An 18,881-nucleotide genomic window follows, 5' to 3' on the forward strand; every position below is an offset into this window, starting at 1 on the left:
TTAGCTGCGATAGGCCGCGCGACGCTCGATCCACGTCTGGCCGGCTTCCATCATCAGGTTGATCAGGTAGTAGATGACGGCGATGGTGATGTAGAACTCGAAGGGGCGGAAGGTCACGCTGATGGCGTACTGCGCGACATAGACCATCTCGCCGATGCCGATGGCCGACAGCACCGAGATATCCTTGACCATGATGATCATGTTGTTGCTCAGCTGGGGCAGGGCGCGGTTGAAGGCCTGGGGAAGCACCACGTAGAACAGCGTGGCCAGGTGGCCGAAACCCAGCGAGCGCGACGCCTCGTACTGCCCGCTCGACACCGACTTGATGGTGGCGATGAAGATATCGGCGTTGTAGGCCATGTAGTGAAAGCCCAGGCCCAGGACGCCCACCACGATCGCCGGGATGAGGATCCACTCGCCAATCCCGAAATACAGGAAATAGAGCTGCAGCAGCAGCGGCGTGGTCATGAACAGCCAGATGAAGAAGCGCAGCGGCCAGTTCACCGCCTTGCGGGTATATAGCGTGATGACTGCCACGATCTGGCCACCGATCACCGACATCACGGCGACGGCCAGGCCGATCAGCAGGGTGACGCCGACGCCCTGCAGCAGCGTGGGCAGGTACTCAATGACGGGACTGAAGTCGAATTCCATGGAGCTGTCCTGGTGGTTGTGGCCCGGTAAGGCACCCGGCAAGTGTTACTGGAAGGCGTGGCGTGTGGCCCGGCGATAGAGGAACTCCACGATGCCCATGACCGCATAGATGATCACGATGTACATCAGAGCGCTGAGCATGAAGACTTCCAGAGGCTTGTAGGTGGAGCCGATCAGCCGCTGGGCCTGATAGGTCAGTTCGACCACCGAGATGATCGATACCAGCGAGGAGTTCTTGACCAGAATGATGGCCAGCACCCCCACCGAGCGGATCATCAGGCCCGCGGCCTGGGGCAGGATGATGTACTGCAGGGTTTTCAGTCGCCCGAAGCCCAGCGAGCGCGATGCCTCGTTCTGGCCACTGTCCACCGACTCGATGGCGCCGCGAATGGCCTCGCTCATGTAGGCCCCGATATTGAAGGCACCGACCACCACGCCACAGGTGAAGGGGTCCAGGCGCAGGCCGATGGCGGGCCCGCCGTAGAAGACCAGCAGCAGCTGCACGAAATAGGGCGTGCCGCGCACCACGCTCACATAGGCGCGGGACAGCCAGCGAACGGGCGGGATTCGCGAGGTACGCAGTGTCACCAGCACCGAGGCGATGAAGAAGCCGAAGAACAGGGCGCGGGCGGAGATGTCCACGGTGACCCAGGCCGCCTGCACCAGCAGCGGCGTGATCTCGATCATCAGATTGATGTCCATGATCCCTTCTATTCTGTTGTCGTGTTGTCAGGAAGGGCGGGGACAGCAGGGCAAGCGCCCTGCTGTATCGATCCCCTTAGTTGAAATCCTTAGTTGAAATCGACCCCCGGGCCGATCCACTTGTCGACGATCTCCTGGTAGGTGCCATCCTCGCGGATCTCGGCCAGCGCCGTGTTGAGCGCCGCCTTCAGCTCCGGGGTGCCCTTCTGGACGGCGATGGCGGCCGGGAAGCGCGGCAGCTCGCCCACATCGACCTGCTTGATGGGGATATCGTCCTCGTTGAGGGCGACATAGACGGGAATGTCATCGGCGACCATGACGTCGATGCGACCGGTGGTGAGGGCATTGAGCATGTCGGGAAGCCCCTGGAAGGTCTGGTTGGTCCACCTTCCCTCGGCCTTCTCGGTGGCCCACTGGTTGCCGGTCTCGCCGAGGGTGGAACCCACCCGCTTGCCTTCGAAGTCCGCGATGCTTGAGACGTCATCGGTCTCGTCCCGCACCCAGATCGAGAGTCCAGAGCTGTAGTAGGGGTCGGTGAAGTCGACGGCCTTCTGGCGCTCCTCGGTGGCGCTCATGCTGCAGATGCAGGCGTCGAAGCGGCCGCCCGCCAGTGCGGCGACGATGCCGTTCCAGGGCGACGTCTGGATATTGGCCTCGACCCCCATCTTCTCCGACACGGCCTCGGCGATATCCACGTCGAAGCCGACCACGTTGCCGGACGTGTCGACGAAGCTGAAGGGCGGGTAGGCGCCGGAATTGACGACCTGGAAGACATCCTCCTTGATCTCGGGAAGGTCCCGGGCCTGGGCCGGCAAGCTGGCCAGGGATACGGCGCCGAGCAGCGCCAGGGCGCCGATGAGGGGACGATGAAACGGCCGATTGTGATATGTCATGTCAATGCCTGCTTGTTGTGAAGTTATTGAGTCATGGTCTTGCGGTGCTGCTGGTTCACGTTATCCACATTGCCTTTTCCTTGTACAGCGATTACCTCCTGACGGTGGTTCGTGGGAATGAGGCGACGCCGTGCCTGCTCCTGTCATGTGCGCTCGAGCAGCATGGCGATGCCCTGGCCGCCGCCGATGCAGGCGGCGGCACAGCCGTAACGCCCCTGTTGGTGCTGGAGGGTGCGCGCCAGGGTGCCGGCCAGGCGGATGCCGGTGGCGCCCAGCGGATGGCCCAGCGCCAGTGCCCCGCCGAAGGCGTTCACGCGCTCGGGATCGAGGCCCAGCGCCTCCATAGCGTAGAGTGGCACCACGCTGAACGCCTCGTTGATCTCCCAGGCATCGATATCCTTGACGCCGAGGCCCGCCTGTCTAAGGACTCGTTCAATGGCGGCCGCCGCCCCGGCGCCCATGCGCTCCGGCATCACGCCGCAGTCCACCACCTCGGCGACCCTGGCCAGGGGCGTGAGGCCATGTCGGGCCATGGCGGGCTCGGACATCACCAGTGCCGCGCCGGCCCCGGAGGTCAGCGGTGAGCTGTTGCCGGCGGTGACCTGGCCGCCCTCGACAAACGCCGGGTCGAGACCGGCCAGGCGTTCGAGGGTGGTGTCGGGGCGGATGTTGGCGTCACGTGCCACCACCTCGCCGGCGGGGTTGGTCAGGGACAGCCGCTCACCGTCGAACCAGCCGGCCTGCTCGGCCCGGGCGGCCCGCTGGTGGGAGCGCAGGGCGAAGGCATCCATGGCCTCCCTTGAGATGCCGCTCTCGCGGGCCAGCCGCTCGGCGGTTAGCCCCATGTTCATGGCCACGGTCAGGTCGATCCCGTCGTTGCCCTTGAGCGCCTCGGGGACCGTCAGCACGCCCTCCTGGAACAGGCTCGGGCCCATCGGCACCCGCGACATGTTCTCGAAGCCGCCGGCCAGGCCGGCCTGGATGGCACCGACCTGGATCTCCCGGACCGTGCCGCGCAGGGCCGCCAGGCTCGAGCCGCACTGCTGGTCGACCTGCCGCGAGGCGCAGCCGAGTCCCAGCCGGGAGAGCCACTGGGGATAGCGGCCGCCGAAGCTCCACTGCTCCTTGACCGGCAGCGCGCAGCCGACGCTCAGGTCCTCGACGACGTCCCCCTCGATCCCGCGACGGCTCAGCAGGGCGTCGATCACCCGGGCCAGCAGGACATCGCCGCGCTGGCCCGACCAGGCGTCGACCTCGGGCTTGCGGGGATGGGCGCGGGTGAAGGCGGTGCGGGCATAGTCGACCAGGTAGGCATCCTTCATGCGTCGTCCCCCCCGGTCTCGGCCAGGCGCGCCCAGCGATGAATGAAGAGGGCGTAGGTGGTCAGCACCCGGCGGATGGAGTCGATCTCGACGCACTCGTCGATCCCATGGATGCGCTGGGCGACCGGGCCGTAGCAGGTGCCGTTGATGCCGCCGGACACGTGGAAGGCGCGCAGGTCGGTGGTGCAGGTCGAGAGGTAGTGGGCCGGCGGCTCGCCGACCAGGTCCTCGTGGCAGCGCGACAGCAGGCGGATGCCGGGGGTCTCGAGATCCACCAGGAGGCCCTCGGAGCGGAAGCCGTGGAACTCGACCCGGGGCGCGGGCGAGGCGTCGTCCAGCGTCCGATGGTGCTCGGCGATCACCTGGCGAACGCGCGCCATGACCTCGTCGGGACGCATGCCCGGCGGGAAGCCGACCCGCCCCTCGAGGATGGCGTGGGCCGGCACGCTGGAGGCCCAGTTGCCGCCCTCGATCTTGCCGATGCTGAGGTTGAAGGGATGGTCCAGGGCCTCGTAGGGCGCGGGCCGGGGCAGGGCGTTGATCTCGGCTTCCAGCGCCTTGAACGCCGGCAGGTAGCCCTGCAGGGTCTCGATGGCGTTGCTGCCGGCGCGGGTGTCCAGCACGTGGGCCGGCACGCCGTCGAGGCGCATGCGGAACCACAGCACCCCGACCTGGCCGCTGTAGATCTGCGCGCCGAAGGGCTCGGGGATCAGCACGAAGTCGCCGCTGTAGCCCTGATGCAGGCAGGCCAGCGCGCCGTTGCCGGTGCACTCCTCCTCGATCACGGTCTGCAGGGTCAGCGGGAAGTCGAGCTCCACGCCGGCCTGGCGCACGGCCTGCACGGCCATCACCATGGCGGCGATGCCCGCCTTCATGTCCCCGGCGCCTCGGCCATACAGCCAGCCATCCTTCTCCCAGGGTTCCCAGGGGGGCCGTGACCACATGTCGGTGGGCTCGGCCGGCACCACATCCAGGTGGCCGTTGAGCACCAGGTGGGGCTTGTCGGCGGTCGGATTGAGCCGCGAGACCAGGTTGTAGCGACCCTCGGTGGACCAGGTGGTCGGTACCCGGTGAGGGTGGTCGGCGAAGCCCGGTGCATCGAGGGGCACACGCGCCGCCGGCAGGTCCAGGCGCTCGAGCCAGCGCTCCATGGTGGCCAGCGCCCCCTGCTCCTGGCCCAGCACGCTGTAGCCGCGGACCAGGTCCCGGGTCAGCTCCAGGGTGTCCCCCATCAGGGCCTCGCAGCACGCGAGGATGCGTTCTTCCGTGGCGTCGAGCATCAGAATCTCCCCAGACGTTGTTCGTCGATGATCAGCTCGGCCTCGGTGGCCTCGCGCAGCGCCGCCACCTTGAGCCCCTCGGCGATGTCCACCACCTCGAGGCCGGCGTCGGTCACCTGCATCACGGCCTTCTCGGTGATGATGAGCGAGACGCAGCGCGGCGCCGTGAGCGGCAGGCGGCACTGCCGGAGGATCTTGGGATTGCCGTGCTTGTCGTTGTGCGAGCACAGCACCACCAGGGTCCTGACCTTCTGGGCGAGCTCCATGGCGCCGCCGATGCCCGGAGAGAACTTGCCGGGGATCTTCCAGTTGGCGAGGTTGCCCTGCTGGTCGACCTCGAAGGCGCCCATGAAGGTGACGTCTACCCGGCTGCGACGGATCATCGCGAAGGAAAGCGCGCTGTCGAAGACGCTGGCGCCGGGGCGCGTGTCGATGTAGGCCCCGCCCGAGTCGATCATCTCGAGGTCCGGCTCGCTGCCGGCCTCGAGGGGCTGGCAGCCCAGCACGCCGTTCTCGGAGTGCACCAGCACCTCCATCTCCGGCGGCAGGTAGTGGAACAGCCGGGTGGGCAGGCCGATGCCGAGGTTGACGATCTGGCCGGGGACCACCTCACGGGCGGCCCGGGCGAGGATCCGTTCCTGGTCAGACGGCATGAGCGCGCCTCCCCTGTTCGCTGGTGGCCTCATCGACCCGCACGACCTGGCTGACGAAGGCGCAGGGCGTATGGATGCGCTCCGGCGCCAGGTAGCCGGGGGCCTCGACGCGGAACGCCTGGGCGATCACCCGGTCGGCGGCCATGGCCATCAGCGGGTTGAAGTTGATGGCGGTGCCGCGATAGACGAGGTTGCCGTAGGCATCGGCCAGGTCGGCATGGACCAGCGCCACGTCGGCGCGGATGGCGGGCTCGATCGCCCAGGTCCGGCCGTCGCATTCGATCTCGCGGCGCCCCTCGGCGATCTCGGTGCCGAGGCCGATATCGGTCAGGAAGCCGTAGTGGCCGGCGCCGGCGCAGCGAATCTTCTCCGCCAGCAGGCCCTGGGGGTGGATCTCCACGGCCAGGCGGCCCTGGTTCATCTCCTCGATGGCGATCCGGTTGAGGCCGATGTGCGAGGTGATCAGGCGGTCGACGCGACCGGCGCGGATCAGCCGGCCGATGCCGATGTCCGGCTCGTTGGCGTCGTTCTTGATCAGCGTCAGGTGCGTCTGGCCCTGGGCCAGCAGTTCATCGAGCAGGGCGAAGGGCGTGCCCGGCGAACCGAAGCCCCCGACCATGATCGAGGCCCCGTCGGGGATGCTGGCGATGGCCGCCTCGATCGTTGCGTGTTTCTGGTTGAGCAGTGTCATGGGGTCTCAGCCTGTGATGCCGTGGGCGGTGGAGGCGGCGAGTTCGGCGAGCAGCGGGGCCACGACCTCCCGGTCGAGCCGGTCGAGGGCGCGGGCGAGCCGTTCGAGCAGCAGCTCGGTCTCGCTCTCGCTGATGGTGAAGGGCGGGCTGACCAGGAAGTGGTCGCCGCTCAGGCCGTTCAGGCTGCGCCGGGGGTAGATCAGCAGCCCTTCCTCCTTGGCCAGCGCCGTCACCCTGGCGAAGAGGTTGGACGCCGCGGGGAAGGGCGTCTTCTCCACGGGGTCCATGACCAGCTCCACCCCCCACAGCAGGCCGAGGCCGCGCACGTCGCCGATCCAGGGGTGGCGCGACCGGAGCGTCTCGAGGCCCTTCTGGAGCTGGCGGCCCCGTACCTTGACGTTGTCCAGCAGATGCTCGCGGCGGATCGCCTCGACGGCGGCCAGGCCGGTCGCGCAGGCCAGCGGGTTGCCGGCATAGGTGTGTCCGTGCTGGAAGCCGCCGCTGGCCATCACCGTCTCGACGATGGCCTCGCGGGCCAGCAGAGCCCCCACCGGGTAGTAGCCGGCCCCCAGCCCCTTGGCGGTGGTCAGCAGGTCCGGGGTCACGCCCCACTGCTGGTAGGCGAACCAGGTGCCGGTCCGACCCACGCCGCACAGCACCTCGTCGAAGATCAGCAGGCAACCGACCTCGTCGCACAGCGCGCGCAGGCCCTCCAGGTAGGCCTGGTCGACCAGGCGTCCCCCGGTGCTCGCGCCGCCGACGGGCTCGACTACGATGGCGATGACGGTGTCGCCGCCGGCGTCATCGATCCGCGCCCGGGTCTCGTCGAGCACGCGGCGGATATGGGCGTCGCGATCGTCGTCCCGGTGGCGATAGAAGTCCGGACCGGGCACCTTGATGGAGCTTGGCGTGATGTCGGCGAAGGGGGCCTCCAGCGGCTGGTAGCCGGTGACGCCCAGCGCCCCCAGGGTGCTGCCATGGTAGGAGGGACGCAGCGACACGAAGTGGCGACGCTGGGATTCGCCCCGGGCCACGAAGTACTGGCGCGCCAGCTTGAGGGCCGACTCCACCGCCTCGGAGCCGCTGGAGACGAAGAAGACCTTCTCCAGGTCGCCCTCGGTCATCTCGACCAGCGCATGGGCCAGCGCCACGGCGGGCGCGTTCTCGAATTGGGTGCGGTAGGTGAAGGCGACGCGGTCGAGCTGGGCCAGCATGGCGTCGCGGATATCCTCGCGGCCATGGCCGAGGTTGCAGGAGATGGCGCCAGAGCAGCCGTCGAGGTACTCCTTGCCCTGGGTGTCCCACAGGAAGACGCCGTGGCCATGGCTGACCTCCGGCATCGGGGGGCCGGCCTGGTAGAACAGGGGAGAGGTCGTCATCGTGTCGATCCGTTGTCATTGTGTAAGTCGGATACCGCCAGTCTAGGTAGCCGCGACAAAATATTTCAATATATGATGTTTTTATCGAAGTCGATGAGTTTTAGTCATGGCTGACGTCACCATCCACTCGCTCAAGGCGCTGGCGATCTTCAAGACCCTGTTCGAGGCCGGGAGCGCCTCCCAGGCGGCCAGAACGCTGGGCATCACCCAGTCGGGCGTCAGCCGCTCGCTGTCCCAGCTGGAGCAGAACCTGGGGCTCGAGCTGTTCCTGCGCGAGAAGAACCGCCTGGTGGCCACACCCGAGGCGAGGGAGCTCTATGAGGAGATCCTGCGGCTGATGGGGAACATCGAGGAGCTGCGTCACAGCGTGCTGGCCCTGAAGGAGTTCGGCACCTCGCGGCTGAGGATCGCCGCCATTCCCGGCCTGGCCTTCGGTTTCGTGCCGCGCCTGATCGCCACGCTGCTGGAGGAGAACCGGGGGTTCAGCATCAGTTTCGACATGATGTCGAGCCACGATGTGCTCCGCGAGGTGGAGTCCGGTCATGCCGACATCGGCTTCGTGACCCTGCCGGTGAGTTCCCGGGTGCTGCGGGTCGAGGAGTGGCTGACCACCCACGCCCGCTGCCTGGTCCCCAGGGGGCACCCCCTGAGCGGCCTGGAGGAGTTGACCATCGCCGACCTCAAGAACCAGTACCTGGTGATCAGTAACCAGCCCAACGTGGGGGCCGACCCGCTGCTCAATCTCGCCACCGCCCACGGCATCCACATCGCCGGCAAGACCGAGGCCAATATCGGGGCCATCACCTCCCTGGTGGCCAACGGGGTAGGGATCAGCGTGATGAATCCGATCACCGCCACCGACCAGCTCTTCCGGCGGGAGGAGGTGGTGATACTGCCCTTCACCCCGGAGATCGACTTCAGCTTCGGCCTGGTCTATCGGGACGACTGGAAGCATGCCCGTGCGCTGGAGCTCATCCGCGCCTCCGGCCGGGATCTGTTGCGGTACTATCCGTCCTGACGGCGGTCGGCCACGCTCGCCGCATCGTCTCCTGTCCGGCCGCCAGGCCGATGGAGGCGCCGCCCATCCCCTATCTCCCATCCCCCATCCACGAGGACCCCTCAACGCAATGCTGACCTTTCACAGTGAACTGACCAAACGCCGCCGGGCGCTTACCGAGCTGGACGGCGGGCAGCTGGTGACACCCTACGAATGTCCCGAGCGGGTCGACCTGGTGCTTGCGCGCGTGCTCGAGAGCGGGCTCGGCGAGGTGCGCGAGCCGGTCGAGCACGGGCTCGCCCCGGTGCTGGCGATCCATGACCGGGGCTATGTCGAGTTCCTCGAGCGCTGCTGGGCGGACTGGGTCGCCGCGGGTCGGCAGGGCGAGGCGATCGCCTGGATCTGGCCCACCCGGACCATGCCGGGGCATGTCATCCCGCAGCACATCGACGGGCGGCTCGGCCACTATGCCCTGGGCGCCGACACCTCCATCTGCGAGGGCACCTTCGAGGCCGCCATGGCCAGCAAGGACATCGCCCTCTCGGCGGTGGACCATGTCCTGGCCACCGGTGAGCCGGCCTTCGGCCTGTGCCGACCGCCGGGCCATCACGCCGCCACCGACCAGTTCGGCGGCTACTGCTTCTTCAACAATGCGGCCATCGCCGCCCAGCGGGCCCTGGAGGCCGGCCGGTCGCGCGTGGCGGTACTGGACGTCGACTTCCACCACGGCAACGGCACCCAGGAGATCTTCTACGCCCGGGACGACGTGCTCTTCCTCTCGCTGCACGGTGATCCCCTCCACTGCTTCCCGCACTTCCTCGGGCATGCCGACGAGACCGGCGAAGGGGCGGGCGAGGGCTTTACCGTCAACTACCCCATGGCGCCGGGCACCGGCTATGCCGCCTGGGTGGAGGCCCTGGAGGCCGCCAAGGCGCGCATCCTCGAGGCCGGCTGCGAGCTTCTGGTGGTATCGCTCGGGGTCGACGCCTTTGAACACGACCCCATCAGTGCCTTCACGCTGTCCAGCGACGACTTCACCGACGTGGGCAGGCGGCTGGGACGGCTCGGCCTGCCCACCGTCTTCCTGCTCGAGGGCGGCTATGCGGTGGAGGAGATCGGCCTCAATGCGGTCAACGTGCTGAGCGGTTTCGAGCAGCCTTGAGTCGCGGGCGTTTACACTGAGATCAAGGCCATCATCACGAGGGCAACGACATGGCACGCATTCACGACGACAACTCCCGCTCCATCGGCAACACCCCGCTGGTGCGGCTCAACCGGGTCAACGAGGGGGCGACGATCTGGGCCAAGATCGAGGGGCGCAATCCCGCCTACTCGGTGAAGTGCCGTATCGGCGCGGCGATGATCTGGGATGCCGAGGCGCGGGGAGCGCTCAAGCCCGGCATGACGATCATCGAGCCCACCAGCGGCAACACCGGCATCGCGCTGGCCTTCGTGGCCGCGGCCCGGGGCTATCCGCTGGTGCTGACCATGCCGGCCTCCATGAGCCTCGAGCGTCGCAAGGTGCTCAAGGCCCTGGGGGCCGACCTGGTGCTCACCGACCCCGCCAAGGGCATGCCCGGTGCCATTGCTCGGGCCGAGGAGATCGCCGCCACCGACCCGGCCCGGTACTGGCTGCCCCAGCAGTTCCAGAACCCGGCCAATCCCGGCATCCACGAGACCACCACCGGTCCCGAGATCTGGGACGACACCGACGGCGCGGTCGATGTCTTCGTGGCCGGTGTCGGCACGGGCGGCACCCTCACCGGGGTCGCTCGCTACATCAAGCAGACCCGGGGCAAGGCGATCACCGCCGTGGCCGTGGAACCCGTCGACTCGCCGGTGATCACCCAGACCCTCCATGGGCAGGCACCCACGCCGGCCCCCCACAAGATCCAGGGCATCGGCGCCGGGTTCGTGCCGGCCAACCTGGACATGGCGCTGGTGGATCGCGTCGAGACCGTCGGCAACGACGACGCCATGGCCATGGCGCATCGGCTGATGCAGGAGGAGGGCATCCTCTGCGGGATCTCCTGCGGCGCCGCGGTGGTGGTCGCGGTGCGCCTCGGTCGCCTGCCCGAGTTCCGGGACCGGAACATCGTGGTCGTGCTGCCCGACAGCGCCGAGCGGTATCTCTCCTCGGCGCTCTTCGCGGGCCGCTTCGGCGAGCAGGAGAGCGTCCAGTGAGCCGCCAGGACCCCGCGGGCGACGATGTCAGCCCCCCGCCTCGTCGAGGTGTCGCTGCCTCTCCTCCAGGTCCTGGTTGATCCGCTGTGCCGCCTGCTCGGCGCGCTCGATGGTCCCCTGCGGCTGGGAGAGCGTCTCGCTCCTGTCCCCGGAGGTGACGGCCGAGTCCAGATAGGTCTTCATCACGTAGCCGAGAAGGATCAGGGCCAGGAGCAGGCCAATGAGTCGCATGTCGTTTCCTCCCGGAGGGCGTGGGTGGGTCAGCGGTGTGGGCATGCCCAGTATAGGCGCCTCCCGCCACGGCCAGGAGGTCGGGACGGTCGACACCCTTCCGGGCTCGTGCCCCCGCCGATGCCCCATCATAGGGCTTGGCGTTTCCCGGGACCCGGACCAAACTATTAGGGCCACCGCGTCAGAGCGGGCAACCGGGGACAGGCCATGCACGACTATCCAGGGGGGGCGAGGGGCGTCGGGCAGAACCGCTACTCGCGGAGGGGCCCGTGGGGGTGTGCGGTCGCTCCCGACGGCCGTGACCCGAGCGGGCCTCGTTAGATGAAGCGCTCGCAGCGGCGCATCGTCATGCTGGCGATGCTCGGCATCCTGGTGACCGGAGCGCTGGTGGGGGTCGCCACGGCCTGGCCGCTCTACCAGGCCCATCGCCAGGGCCTCGAGACCATCACCCTGGTGAGCGCCTCGGCCCAGGCGGACTCCCTGGAACACCTGCTGGCCCGCTATCGCGACGTGGCCCGACAGTTCACCAGCCGCACCCAGATTCGCCTCTATCTCGAGCGCTATGCCCGTCAGGCCGTGGAGCGCGACGCGCTGGTGGCCTTCACCACCCCGCGGCTGGTGGATGCCATGTTGCAGTCCTCGGATCTGGTGGGCCTGGTCCGACTGGGTCCGGGGGGCCACCCGCTGGTCACGATCGGTCGCACCCCCGAGCCATTGCCGGGCCCGACGCTTGCCGCGGCGGCCTCGACCGGCAGCACGCAGCTGGTGCAACAGGAGGAGGGGATGCTGCTGGAGGTGGCGGCCCCGATCCTGTCCCGGGACAGCCAGCGCATCGGAACCGACGTGCTCTATTTCAGCCCCCAGGCCATGGCCGGGGTGCTGGCCGATGCCAGTCGCTTCGGCGAGGGCGCGCGCCAATGGTTGCTGGGAACGCCCGACGCGACGCTGCTGGCGGTGGATTCGCAGGGGGTGGTGACCCTGGCCGAGGCGGGGGAGCGGCTGGCCGCCGGCCAGGGCGAGGTCCAGGCCGGTGGTCCGGCCGGGCTGACCCGCGAGGGCGGGTGGTGGGGGGACACGGTCATGGTGCATGCGCCGCTGGCCACCCCAGGGTGGGGACTGCTCGTGAAGATTCCCGCTCGCAGCTTCTACGGCATGGTCTTCCACGAGCTGCTCTGGCCGGTCGTCATGGTGCTGGTGCTCATGACGCTGGGGGCCTTCGCCACGGTGCGGACCATCAGTCCGCTGCTGTCGCGCATCACCGATCAGGCCGGGCGGCTGAGCCGGTCGGTCAACTTCGATCCGTTGACCGGCCTGCCCAACCGCAACTATCTCAACCAGCGGCTGGCCGTGGCCCTGGAAGTGGCCGAAGAGGCCGACGGGGAACTGGCGGTGCTGTTTCTCGACCTGGACCATTTCAAGGACATCAACGACAGCCTGGGCCATCCGCTGGGGGACCGCCTGCTGCAGGCGGTGGGCCAGCGACTGTTCCGGGTCGTGCGGGACATGGACGCCCTGGGGCGGCTGGGGGGTGACGAGTTCCTGCTGGTGATGGAGCACCTGCATGAGCCCGCCGATGCGGGCCGGGTGGCGCAGAAGCTGATCGATGCCCTTCTGCAGCCCTTCGATATCGACCAGCACGAGATCTTCATCGGCGCCTCCATCGGCATCAGCCTCTACCCCCGTGATGGGCGAAGCGCCGAGGAGCTGATCCAGCACGCCGATACCGCCATGTACGGCGCCAAGGCGCTCAAGCGCAATACCTGGAAGTTCTTCACGCCGGAACTGGGCGAGGCAAGTCGCGAACGCTTCGCCATGGACACCGGGCTGCGCCGGGCGCTGGACCGCAACGAACTGGTGCTGCACTACCAGCCCCAGGCCCGCGTGGAGGGCAACAGCGTGTTCGGCGCCGAGGCGCTGGTGCGGTGGACGACCCCGGAGGGCGAGGTGATCGGCCCGGGACGCTTCATCGCCCTGGCCGAGGAGGGCGGGTTGATCCACGCGATCGGCCGCTGGGTGTTGAGCGAGGCCTGCCACCAGGCGCGGCAGTGGGAGCTGCGCGGCCTTCCCCTGCGCGTCTCGGTCAACCTCTCGGGGCTGCAGGTGGTGCAGGGAGACATCGTCGGCGACGTGCGGGCCGCGCTCCACCAGAGCGGGCTGTCCCCCGCGCGGCTGGAACTGGAGATCACCGAGGGCTTCGTGATCGGCCATGCCGATGAGGGGCTGGAGCGGCTGCATGGCCTGCGCCGCCTGGGCGTCGAACTGGCCGTGGATGATTTCGGCACCGGCTACTCCTCGCTCTCCTACCTCAAGCGCCTGCCGGTGCAGTGCCTGAAGATCGACCAGTCCTTCATCGCCGATGTGCCCGGCGACCCCGACGACGAGACGATCGTCGCCGCCATCCTCTCGATCGCCGATCGCCTCGGGCTGGACGTGATCGCCGAGGGCGTGGAGAGCGCCGGCCAGCTCGACTTCCTCAGGTCCCTGGGCTGTCCCGCCTACCAGGGCGACTACCTGAGCCCGCCGCTTACGGCCGAACAGTTCGCGCTTCGCTGGGGCGGGGGAGGGTTGGCGCGGGAGGCCTGAACCGACGCCGCTTTCCGCCGGGCGCCCCGGTCGCTAGAATGAACGGCTCCAGTCGGGCATCGGGCCCGGTCATCGCAGGCGTCCCTCTGACCTCCCGGCATCCGTCTTCACCCAGCTGCTGTTTGCTTTACCGCAAGGATCCCGCGCTGCATGAGCTATCAGGTTCTGGCCCGCAAGTGGCGACCGCGTACCTTCCATGAACTGGTCGGCCAGGAGCATGTCCAGCGGGCGCTGGTCAATGCCCTGGACCAGGGCCGGCTGCACCACGCCTACCTGTTCACCGGCACCCGCGGGGTGGGCAAGACGACCCTGGCGCGCATCCTGGCCAAGTGCCTCAACTGCACGGCGAACGGTCGCGGCGACGAGGGTGTGACCTCGACGCCCTGTGGCGAGTGCGACAGCTGCCGGTCCATCGACGAGGGGCGCTTCGTCGACCTGATCGAGGTCGATGCCGCCTCGCGCACCAAGGTGGAGGACACCCGCGAGCTGCTCGACAACGTGCAGTACGCGCCGACCCAGGGTCGCTACAAGGTGTACCTGATCGACGAGGTGCACATGCTCTCCACCAGCAGCTTCAATGCGCTGCTCAAGACCCTGGAAGAGCCGCCGCCCCACGTGAAGTTCCTGCTGGCGACCACCGACCCGCAGAAGCTGCCCCCCACGGTGCTGTCGCGCTGCCTGCAGTTCACCCTCAAGCACATGCCGCCGGAGCGGATCGTCTCGCACCTGGCCATGGTGCTCGAGGCCGAGAGGGTGCCCTTCGAGGAGAGCGCCCTGTGGCTGCTCGGCAAGGCCGCCGAGGGCTCCATGCGCGATGCCATGAGCCTCACCGACCAGGCCATCGCCTTCGGCCAGGGCGAGGTTCGCCATGCCGACGTGGCGGCCATGCTCGGCACCCTGGACCACCGCCATGTGCTGGCGCTGGTCGAGGCGCTGGCCGAGGTGGATGCCGCCCGGCTGCTCGCCGAGGTGGCCGCCCTGGCCGAGCAGGGTCCCGACTTTGCCGCAGTGCTCGACGACATCACCGGCGTGCTGCACCGCCTGGCCATCGCCCAGATGGTGCCCGACGCCGTGGACAACGGCCACGGCGACCGGGAGGCCCTGCTGGCCCTGGCCGCGCGCTTCACCGCCGAGGACATACAGCTCTTCTACCAGATCGGCATCCAGGGCCGCGGTGACATGGAACATGCCCCGGACCTGCGCACCGCCCTGGAGATGACGCTGCTGCGCATGCTGGCGTTCCGCCCCCAGGGGGTGCCCCGGCCCGCCCAGACGCCGCTCCCTCTGCGCGGGCAGGGCGGTGCCGGCGAGACAGGGCCGGCAACGGGCCCGAAGGAAGCGTCGGGGCCGGCCGCCGAGGCGAGCCACGCCCCGGCGCCCGCGCCCGGGGCTGCCTCCGGCGAGGCCCCGGCCCGTCCCGCTCCTGTCGAGTCGGCGCCAGAGACAGGGCCAGAGCCAGAGCCGGCCGGGGAGGCCAGGCCGGCGCCGCCGCCGGACGACGAGCCGCCCCCCTGGGTGGAGCGGGAGGACGCGTCGGCTCAAGATGTGCCTCGCGAACCCGAGGCCGGCCAGGAGCTGCCGGAGGGGGCGCACGAGAACCCTTCCCCGGCGATGATGACCGAGCGCTCCGAAGCGGCGCATCCGGCCGACGCCACCCAGGAGGCCGAGCCTGCCGACGCGCCGCCGGTCGTCCTGGAGGGGCGCTTCGGCCACGACGACTGGCTGGCGCGCTTCGAGGGGCTGGGCCTGGGGGGACTGACTCGCAACCTGGCGGCCCACTGCGTGATCGAGGCCGACGACGGCGAACAGCTGACGATGCGTCTCGACCCCTCCCAGGAGGCGATGAACGCCGAGGTCCACGTGACCCGCATCCGCGAGGCGCTGGCGGCCATCGGCATCGAGCGACGCCTGGTGCTCGAGCCGGGGGAGCTCCCCCGGGAGGTCGAGACACCGAAGCAGCGGGCCGATCGCCTGGCCGCCCAGCGTCATGCCGAGGCGATTGAAGCCCTGAGCCGTGACCCCCATGTACAGAAGCTGAAGCAGGCCTTCGGTGCGCGCCTGATCGAATCCACGGTCAAGCCCGCCGATGCCGAGGCGCGTGGCTGAGCCGCCGCCCCCATACCGATCACACCAACCACGAGAGGACTTCGCCATGAACAAGGGTGGCATGGGCAATATCATGAAGCAGGCCCAGGAGATGCAGGAGAAGATGCAGAAGGCCCAGGAGGAGGTCGCCAAGGCCGAGGTCCAGGGTGAGGCGGGGGCCGGCATGGTCAAGGTGACCATGAATGGCCGCCATGACGTCAGCAAGGTCGATCTCGACCCGAGCCTCATGGAGGAGGACAAGGAGCTTCTCGAGGACCTGCTGGCCGCCGCCGTGAATGACGCGGTGCGCAAGGTCGAGGCAAGCTCCAAGGCCAAGATGGAGGAGGCCACGGCCGGCCTCAATCTGCCGCCTGGCTTCAAGATGCCCTTCTGATCGTGGCCGAGATGGACAGACCATGAGCTTTTCCCCGCTGGTCGAGAGACTGATGGAGTCGCTGCGGGTGCTGCCGGGCGTCGGGCCTAAGACAGCCCAGCGCATGGCCATGCACCTGCTCGAGCGCGACCGTGACGGCGGTCGGCGTCTGGTGGAGGCGCTGGACGTGTCGCTCGAGCGGGTCGGCTATTGCCAGCGATGCCGGACCCTGACCGAGGAGGAGGTGTGCGGTATCTGCCTGAGTGCGCGTCGCGACGACGCCGTGCTCTGCGTGGTGGAATCGCCCGCCGACCAGCTCGCCATCGAGGAGGCGGGCGGTTTCCGCGGTCGCTACTTCGTGCTGCATGGCCACCTCTCGCCGCTCGACGGCATTGGGCCCGAGGACATCGGGCTCGACCAGCTCGAGGCGCGGGTCGCCGAAGCGGGCGTGGAGGAGGTGGTCCTCGCCACCAATCCCACCGTGGAGGGCGAGGCGACCGCCCACTACATCGCCGCCCAGCTCTCCCCGCTGGGCGTGTCGCTCTCGCGGCTGGCCTATGGCGTGCCCATGGGCGGCGAGCTCGAGTACGTCGACGGTGGTACCCTGAGCCGCGCCTTCAATGGTCGCCTGCCCTTCCGGGGCGAGTGACCTTCCCCCCTGCTGTCGGAACCCTGAATGACCCTGAACCCCGAGATACGCTGGATCGATACCCCTGCCGCCCTGGACTCCGCCTGCGCCGAGGTGGCCGATGCCGATGTCATCGCCCTGGATACCGAGTTCTTTCGCGAGAACACCTTCCATCCGGTGCCGGCGCTGATCCAGTTCGCCGCGGGCGGCGCCCCGGCCTTCCTGGTGGATCCCCTGGAGGTGGCCTGCACCGAGGCCTTCCGGCGCCTGCTGGCCGAGGGGCCGCTGAAGCTGCTGCATGCCTCGAGCGAGGACCTGGAGGTCTTCGCCCACTGGGCCGGGGTCCCCGTGGCACCCCTGGTGGATACCCAGATCGCCCAGTCGCTGCTCGGCGAGGTGCCCTCGATGGGCTACCAGAAGTGCGTGGAGTTCTGGACCGGCGAGACCCTGCCCAAGGACGAGACCCGCTCCAACTGGCTGTTGCGCCCGCTCTCCGACTCCCAGAAGCGCTATGCGGCCCTGGATGTCGTCTACCTGCTGGACGTCTGGGAGCACCAGCGCGAGGCCCTCGATCGCCAGGGCCGGATGGCCTGGGTCGAGGCCGATTGCGCCGCGCTGGTGGCCCAGGCGGCGCGCAGCGAGACCGCCGATGGCCAATGGTACCTGCGCCATCGCCAGCTCTGGCGACTCTCCCCGCGTCAGGTGGAGGCCTATCGTCGCCTGACCCTCTGGCGGGAGGGGGAGGCCCGGCGCCGCGACGTGCCGAGGGGCTGGCTCGTCCACGACCGGCTGCTGTACGCCATTGCCGAGCAGCTGCCGGAAAACCGCTTCGAGCTGTCGCGTGTAGAGGGCCTGAAGCCGCCGCTGATCAAGCGCGAGGGCGACGAACTGCTGAGGCTGGTGCGCGAGGCCCTGCAGATCGACGAGAGCGCGCTGCCGCCGGCGCCGCTCTCGCCCATGACCCCGGAGTTCAAGCAGCGCCTCAAGGCCCTGAAGAAGGTGGTCAATGCCGACGCCGAGGCCCTCGGCGTGGCGCCCGAGGTACTGCTGAGACGGCGCGAGCTGGAGGCCCTGGTGAGTGCCGACCTGAGGGGCGAGCCGTTGCCCATGCCCGGCGGCTGGCGAGGGGATCGACTGGCGGCGGGCCTGACCGCGGTCCTCGAGGAGGTGTCACGATGAGCGACGACCGGATGCGCGGCAACAAGCTGCTGTGCGAGATCTTCAGGAGCTCGCGAAAGGAGGAGATGTACCTCTACGTGGACAAGCGACAGGGGCTCAGTGAAGTGCCCGAGGCGCTGCTGGGCCATTTCGGCCGGCCGATCTCGGCCATGACCCTGATCCTCACGCCGGAGAAGACGCTGGGACGGGCCAGGGCCCTGGACGTCATGGCCGCCATCCGCGAGAAGGGCTACTACCTGCAGATGCCTCCGGCCAAGGAGGACTATCTGCTCGATCTCTATCGCACCCCGACCACGGCACGTTACTAGTTCATCGCGCCCGAAGCCGCGCGAAACCCGCTGGGTCGCGCCCGAAGCCGCGCGAAACCCGCTGGGTCGCGCCCTAAGCCGCGCGAAACCCGCTGGGTCGCGCCCTAAGCCGCGCGAAACCCATTGGATCGCGCCCGAAGCTGCGCGAACCCTTCTGGATCGCGCCCCATGCCGCGCGACACCCGTTGGAACATGCACGACAACTCATCAACCCCCAGGGTGATCGCCCACGTGGCCCAGGAGAGAGCATGAGAGAACGATTCTGGGAGCGCTTCGACCTGGAGGAGCTCACCGACGAGGAGTGGGAGGCGCTCTGCGATGGCTGCGGCCAGTGTTGCCTGCTCAAGTTCCAGGACGAGGAGACCGGCGATCTCGCGGTACTCAACGTCGCCTGCGAACTGCTGGATATCCACAGCTGTCGCTGCAGCGACTATGCCCATCGGTTCGAGAAGGTGCCGGACTGCACGCAACTGACCCCCGAGCGCATCGACGACTTCCGCTGGCTGCCGAAGTCCTGCGCCTATCGTCGGGTGGCCGAGGGGCGCAAGCTGGCCGCCTGGCACCCGCTGATCGCCGGCGGACCCGAACGGATGCACCGCAAGGGCATCAGCGTGCGCAGCTTCGCCGTCTCCCAGCGCGAGGTGCCCGAGGACGAGCTCGAGGAGCACATCATCGCCATCCTGCCCATCGACGCCTGACCCGGCACCTGCGATGCTCTTCCATATGGAGCAGTTTTTT

19 protein-coding genes are annotated in these 18,881 nt (G+C 68.5%); 10 read left to right on the forward strand and 9 right to left on the reverse strand.

The features are described 5' to 3' along the window. From BOX17_RS13415 to BOX17_RS13450, 8 genes are all read right to left on the reverse strand, one after another. A complete protein-coding gene (locus BOX17_RS13415; protein ID WP_071945352.1) occupies nucleotides 1-654 on the reverse strand; it encodes an amino acid ABC transporter permease in 654 nt (217 codons plus the stop codon). A gap of 45 nt (nucleotides 655-699) precedes the next feature. Then, nucleotides 700-1,356, reverse strand: coding sequence for an amino acid ABC transporter permease (locus tag BOX17_RS13420; protein WP_071945354.1), 657 nt, complete (start codon nucleotides 1,354-1,356; stop codon nucleotides 700-702). Nucleotides 1,357-1,445: 89 nt separating this feature from the next. After that, nucleotides 1,446-2,249, reverse strand: coding sequence for a transporter substrate-binding domain-containing protein (locus BOX17_RS13425; RefSeq protein WP_071945356.1), 804 nt, complete (start codon nucleotides 2,247-2,249; stop codon nucleotides 1,446-1,448). A gap of 143 nt (nucleotides 2,250-2,392) precedes the next feature. Next, nucleotides 2,393-3,571 (reverse strand): acetyl-CoA C-acyltransferase, encoded by a 1,179-nt coding sequence (locus BOX17_RS13430; protein ID WP_071945358.1) that lies wholly within the window; start codon nucleotides 3,569-3,571, stop codon nucleotides 2,393-2,395. Further along, nucleotides 3,568-4,851 (reverse strand): ArgE/DapE family deacylase, encoded by a 1,284-nt coding sequence (locus BOX17_RS13435; protein ID WP_071945360.1) that lies wholly within the window; start codon nucleotides 4,849-4,851, stop codon nucleotides 3,568-3,570. Before BOX17_RS13435 ends, BOX17_RS13430 begins: the two co-directional genes overlap by 4 nt. After that, on the reverse strand, nucleotides 4,851-5,504 hold the full coding sequence (locus tag BOX17_RS13440) for a 3-oxoacid CoA-transferase subunit B (RefSeq protein WP_071945362.1): 654 nt from the start codon (nucleotides 5,502-5,504) through the stop codon (nucleotides 4,851-4,853). The genes BOX17_RS13435 and BOX17_RS13440 overlap by 1 nt, the downstream gene beginning before the upstream one ends. Then, the gene (locus BOX17_RS13445; RefSeq protein ID WP_071945364.1) at nucleotides 5,494-6,195 is read right to left on the reverse strand and encodes a CoA transferase subunit A; all 702 of its coding nucleotides are present in this window, start codon (nucleotides 6,193-6,195) and stop codon (nucleotides 5,494-5,496) included. The genes BOX17_RS13440 and BOX17_RS13445 overlap by 11 nt, the downstream gene beginning before the upstream one ends. Nucleotides 6,196-6,201: 6 nt before the next feature. Further along, entirely contained in the window at nucleotides 6,202-7,575 is a 1,374-nt protein-coding gene (locus BOX17_RS13450; RefSeq protein WP_071945366.1) for an aminotransferase family protein, read from the reverse strand. Nucleotides 7,576-7,681: 106 nt separating this feature from the next. On the opposite strand from BOX17_RS13450, the gene BOX17_RS13455 reads away from it, so the two are divergent. From BOX17_RS13455 to cysK, 3 genes are all read left to right on the forward strand, one after another. After that, nucleotides 7,682-8,593 (forward strand): LysR family transcriptional regulator, encoded by a 912-nt coding sequence (locus tag BOX17_RS13455; protein WP_071945368.1) that lies wholly within the window; start codon nucleotides 7,682-7,684, stop codon nucleotides 8,591-8,593. 109 nt (nucleotides 8,594-8,702) lie between these two features. After that, nucleotides 8,703-9,734: a histone deacetylase family protein gene (locus BOX17_RS13460; protein WP_071945370.1), complete on the forward strand. Its 1,032-nt coding sequence runs from the start codon at nucleotides 8,703-8,705 to the stop codon at nucleotides 9,732-9,734. 50 nt (nucleotides 9,735-9,784) lie between these two features. After that, on the forward strand, nucleotides 9,785-10,756 hold the full coding sequence (gene cysK, locus BOX17_RS13465) for a cysteine synthase A (RefSeq protein WP_071945372.1): 972 nt from the start codon (nucleotides 9,785-9,787) through the stop codon (nucleotides 10,754-10,756). A 27-nt stretch (nucleotides 10,757-10,783) separates the two neighbouring features. Here the strand turns inward: cysK and BOX17_RS13470 are convergent, their stop codons facing one another. Further along, complete coding sequence (locus BOX17_RS13470; protein ID WP_071945373.1) at nucleotides 10,784-10,987, reverse strand: hypothetical protein; 204 nt, start codon at nucleotides 10,985-10,987, stop codon at nucleotides 10,784-10,786. Between the two features lie 321 nt (nucleotides 10,988-11,308). Between BOX17_RS13470 and BOX17_RS13475 the strand changes: the two genes are divergently transcribed. From BOX17_RS13475 to BOX17_RS13505, 7 genes are all read left to right on the forward strand, one after another. After that, nucleotides 11,309-13,570 (forward strand): putative bifunctional diguanylate cyclase/phosphodiesterase, encoded by a 2,262-nt coding sequence (locus BOX17_RS13475; RefSeq protein WP_071945375.1) that lies wholly within the window; start codon nucleotides 11,309-11,311, stop codon nucleotides 13,568-13,570. 150 nt (nucleotides 13,571-13,720) lie between these two features. Further along, the gene (gene dnaX, locus BOX17_RS13480; RefSeq protein WP_071945377.1) at nucleotides 13,721-15,676 is read left to right on the forward strand and encodes a DNA polymerase III subunit gamma/tau; all 1,956 of its coding nucleotides are present in this window, start codon (nucleotides 13,721-13,723) and stop codon (nucleotides 15,674-15,676) included. Nucleotides 15,677-15,722: 46 nt separating this feature from the next. Beyond that, nucleotides 15,723-16,049 (forward strand): YbaB/EbfC family nucleoid-associated protein, encoded by a 327-nt coding sequence (locus BOX17_RS13485; RefSeq protein ID WP_071945379.1) that lies wholly within the window; start codon nucleotides 15,723-15,725, stop codon nucleotides 16,047-16,049. 22 nt (nucleotides 16,050-16,071) lie between these two features. Then, nucleotides 16,072-16,677 carry a recombination mediator RecR gene (recR, locus tag BOX17_RS13490; protein ID WP_071945381.1) on the forward strand — a complete coding sequence of 202 codons (606 nt, stop codon included), beginning with the start codon at nucleotides 16,072-16,074 and terminating at the stop codon, nucleotides 16,675-16,677. Nucleotides 16,678-16,704: 27 nt separating this feature from the next. Then, nucleotides 16,705-17,835 (forward strand): ribonuclease D, encoded by a 1,131-nt coding sequence (gene rnd / locus BOX17_RS13495; protein WP_071945383.1) that lies wholly within the window; start codon nucleotides 16,705-16,707, stop codon nucleotides 17,833-17,835. Then, on the forward strand, nucleotides 17,832-18,143 hold the full coding sequence (locus tag BOX17_RS13500; RefSeq protein ID WP_071945385.1) for a YcgL domain-containing protein: 312 nt from the start codon (nucleotides 17,832-17,834) through the stop codon (nucleotides 18,141-18,143). Before rnd ends, BOX17_RS13500 begins: the two co-directional genes overlap by 4 nt. A 248-nt stretch (nucleotides 18,144-18,391) precedes the next feature. Next, entirely contained in the window at nucleotides 18,392-18,841 is a 450-nt protein-coding gene (locus BOX17_RS13505) for a YcgN family cysteine cluster protein (RefSeq protein WP_071945387.1), read from the forward strand. Nucleotides 18,842-18,881: the final 40 nt, after the last annotated feature.

Source organism: Halomonas aestuarii (genome assembly GCF_001886615.1).
Taxonomy (GTDB): domain Bacteria; phylum Pseudomonadota; class Gammaproteobacteria; order Pseudomonadales; family Halomonadaceae; genus Halomonas; species Halomonas aestuarii.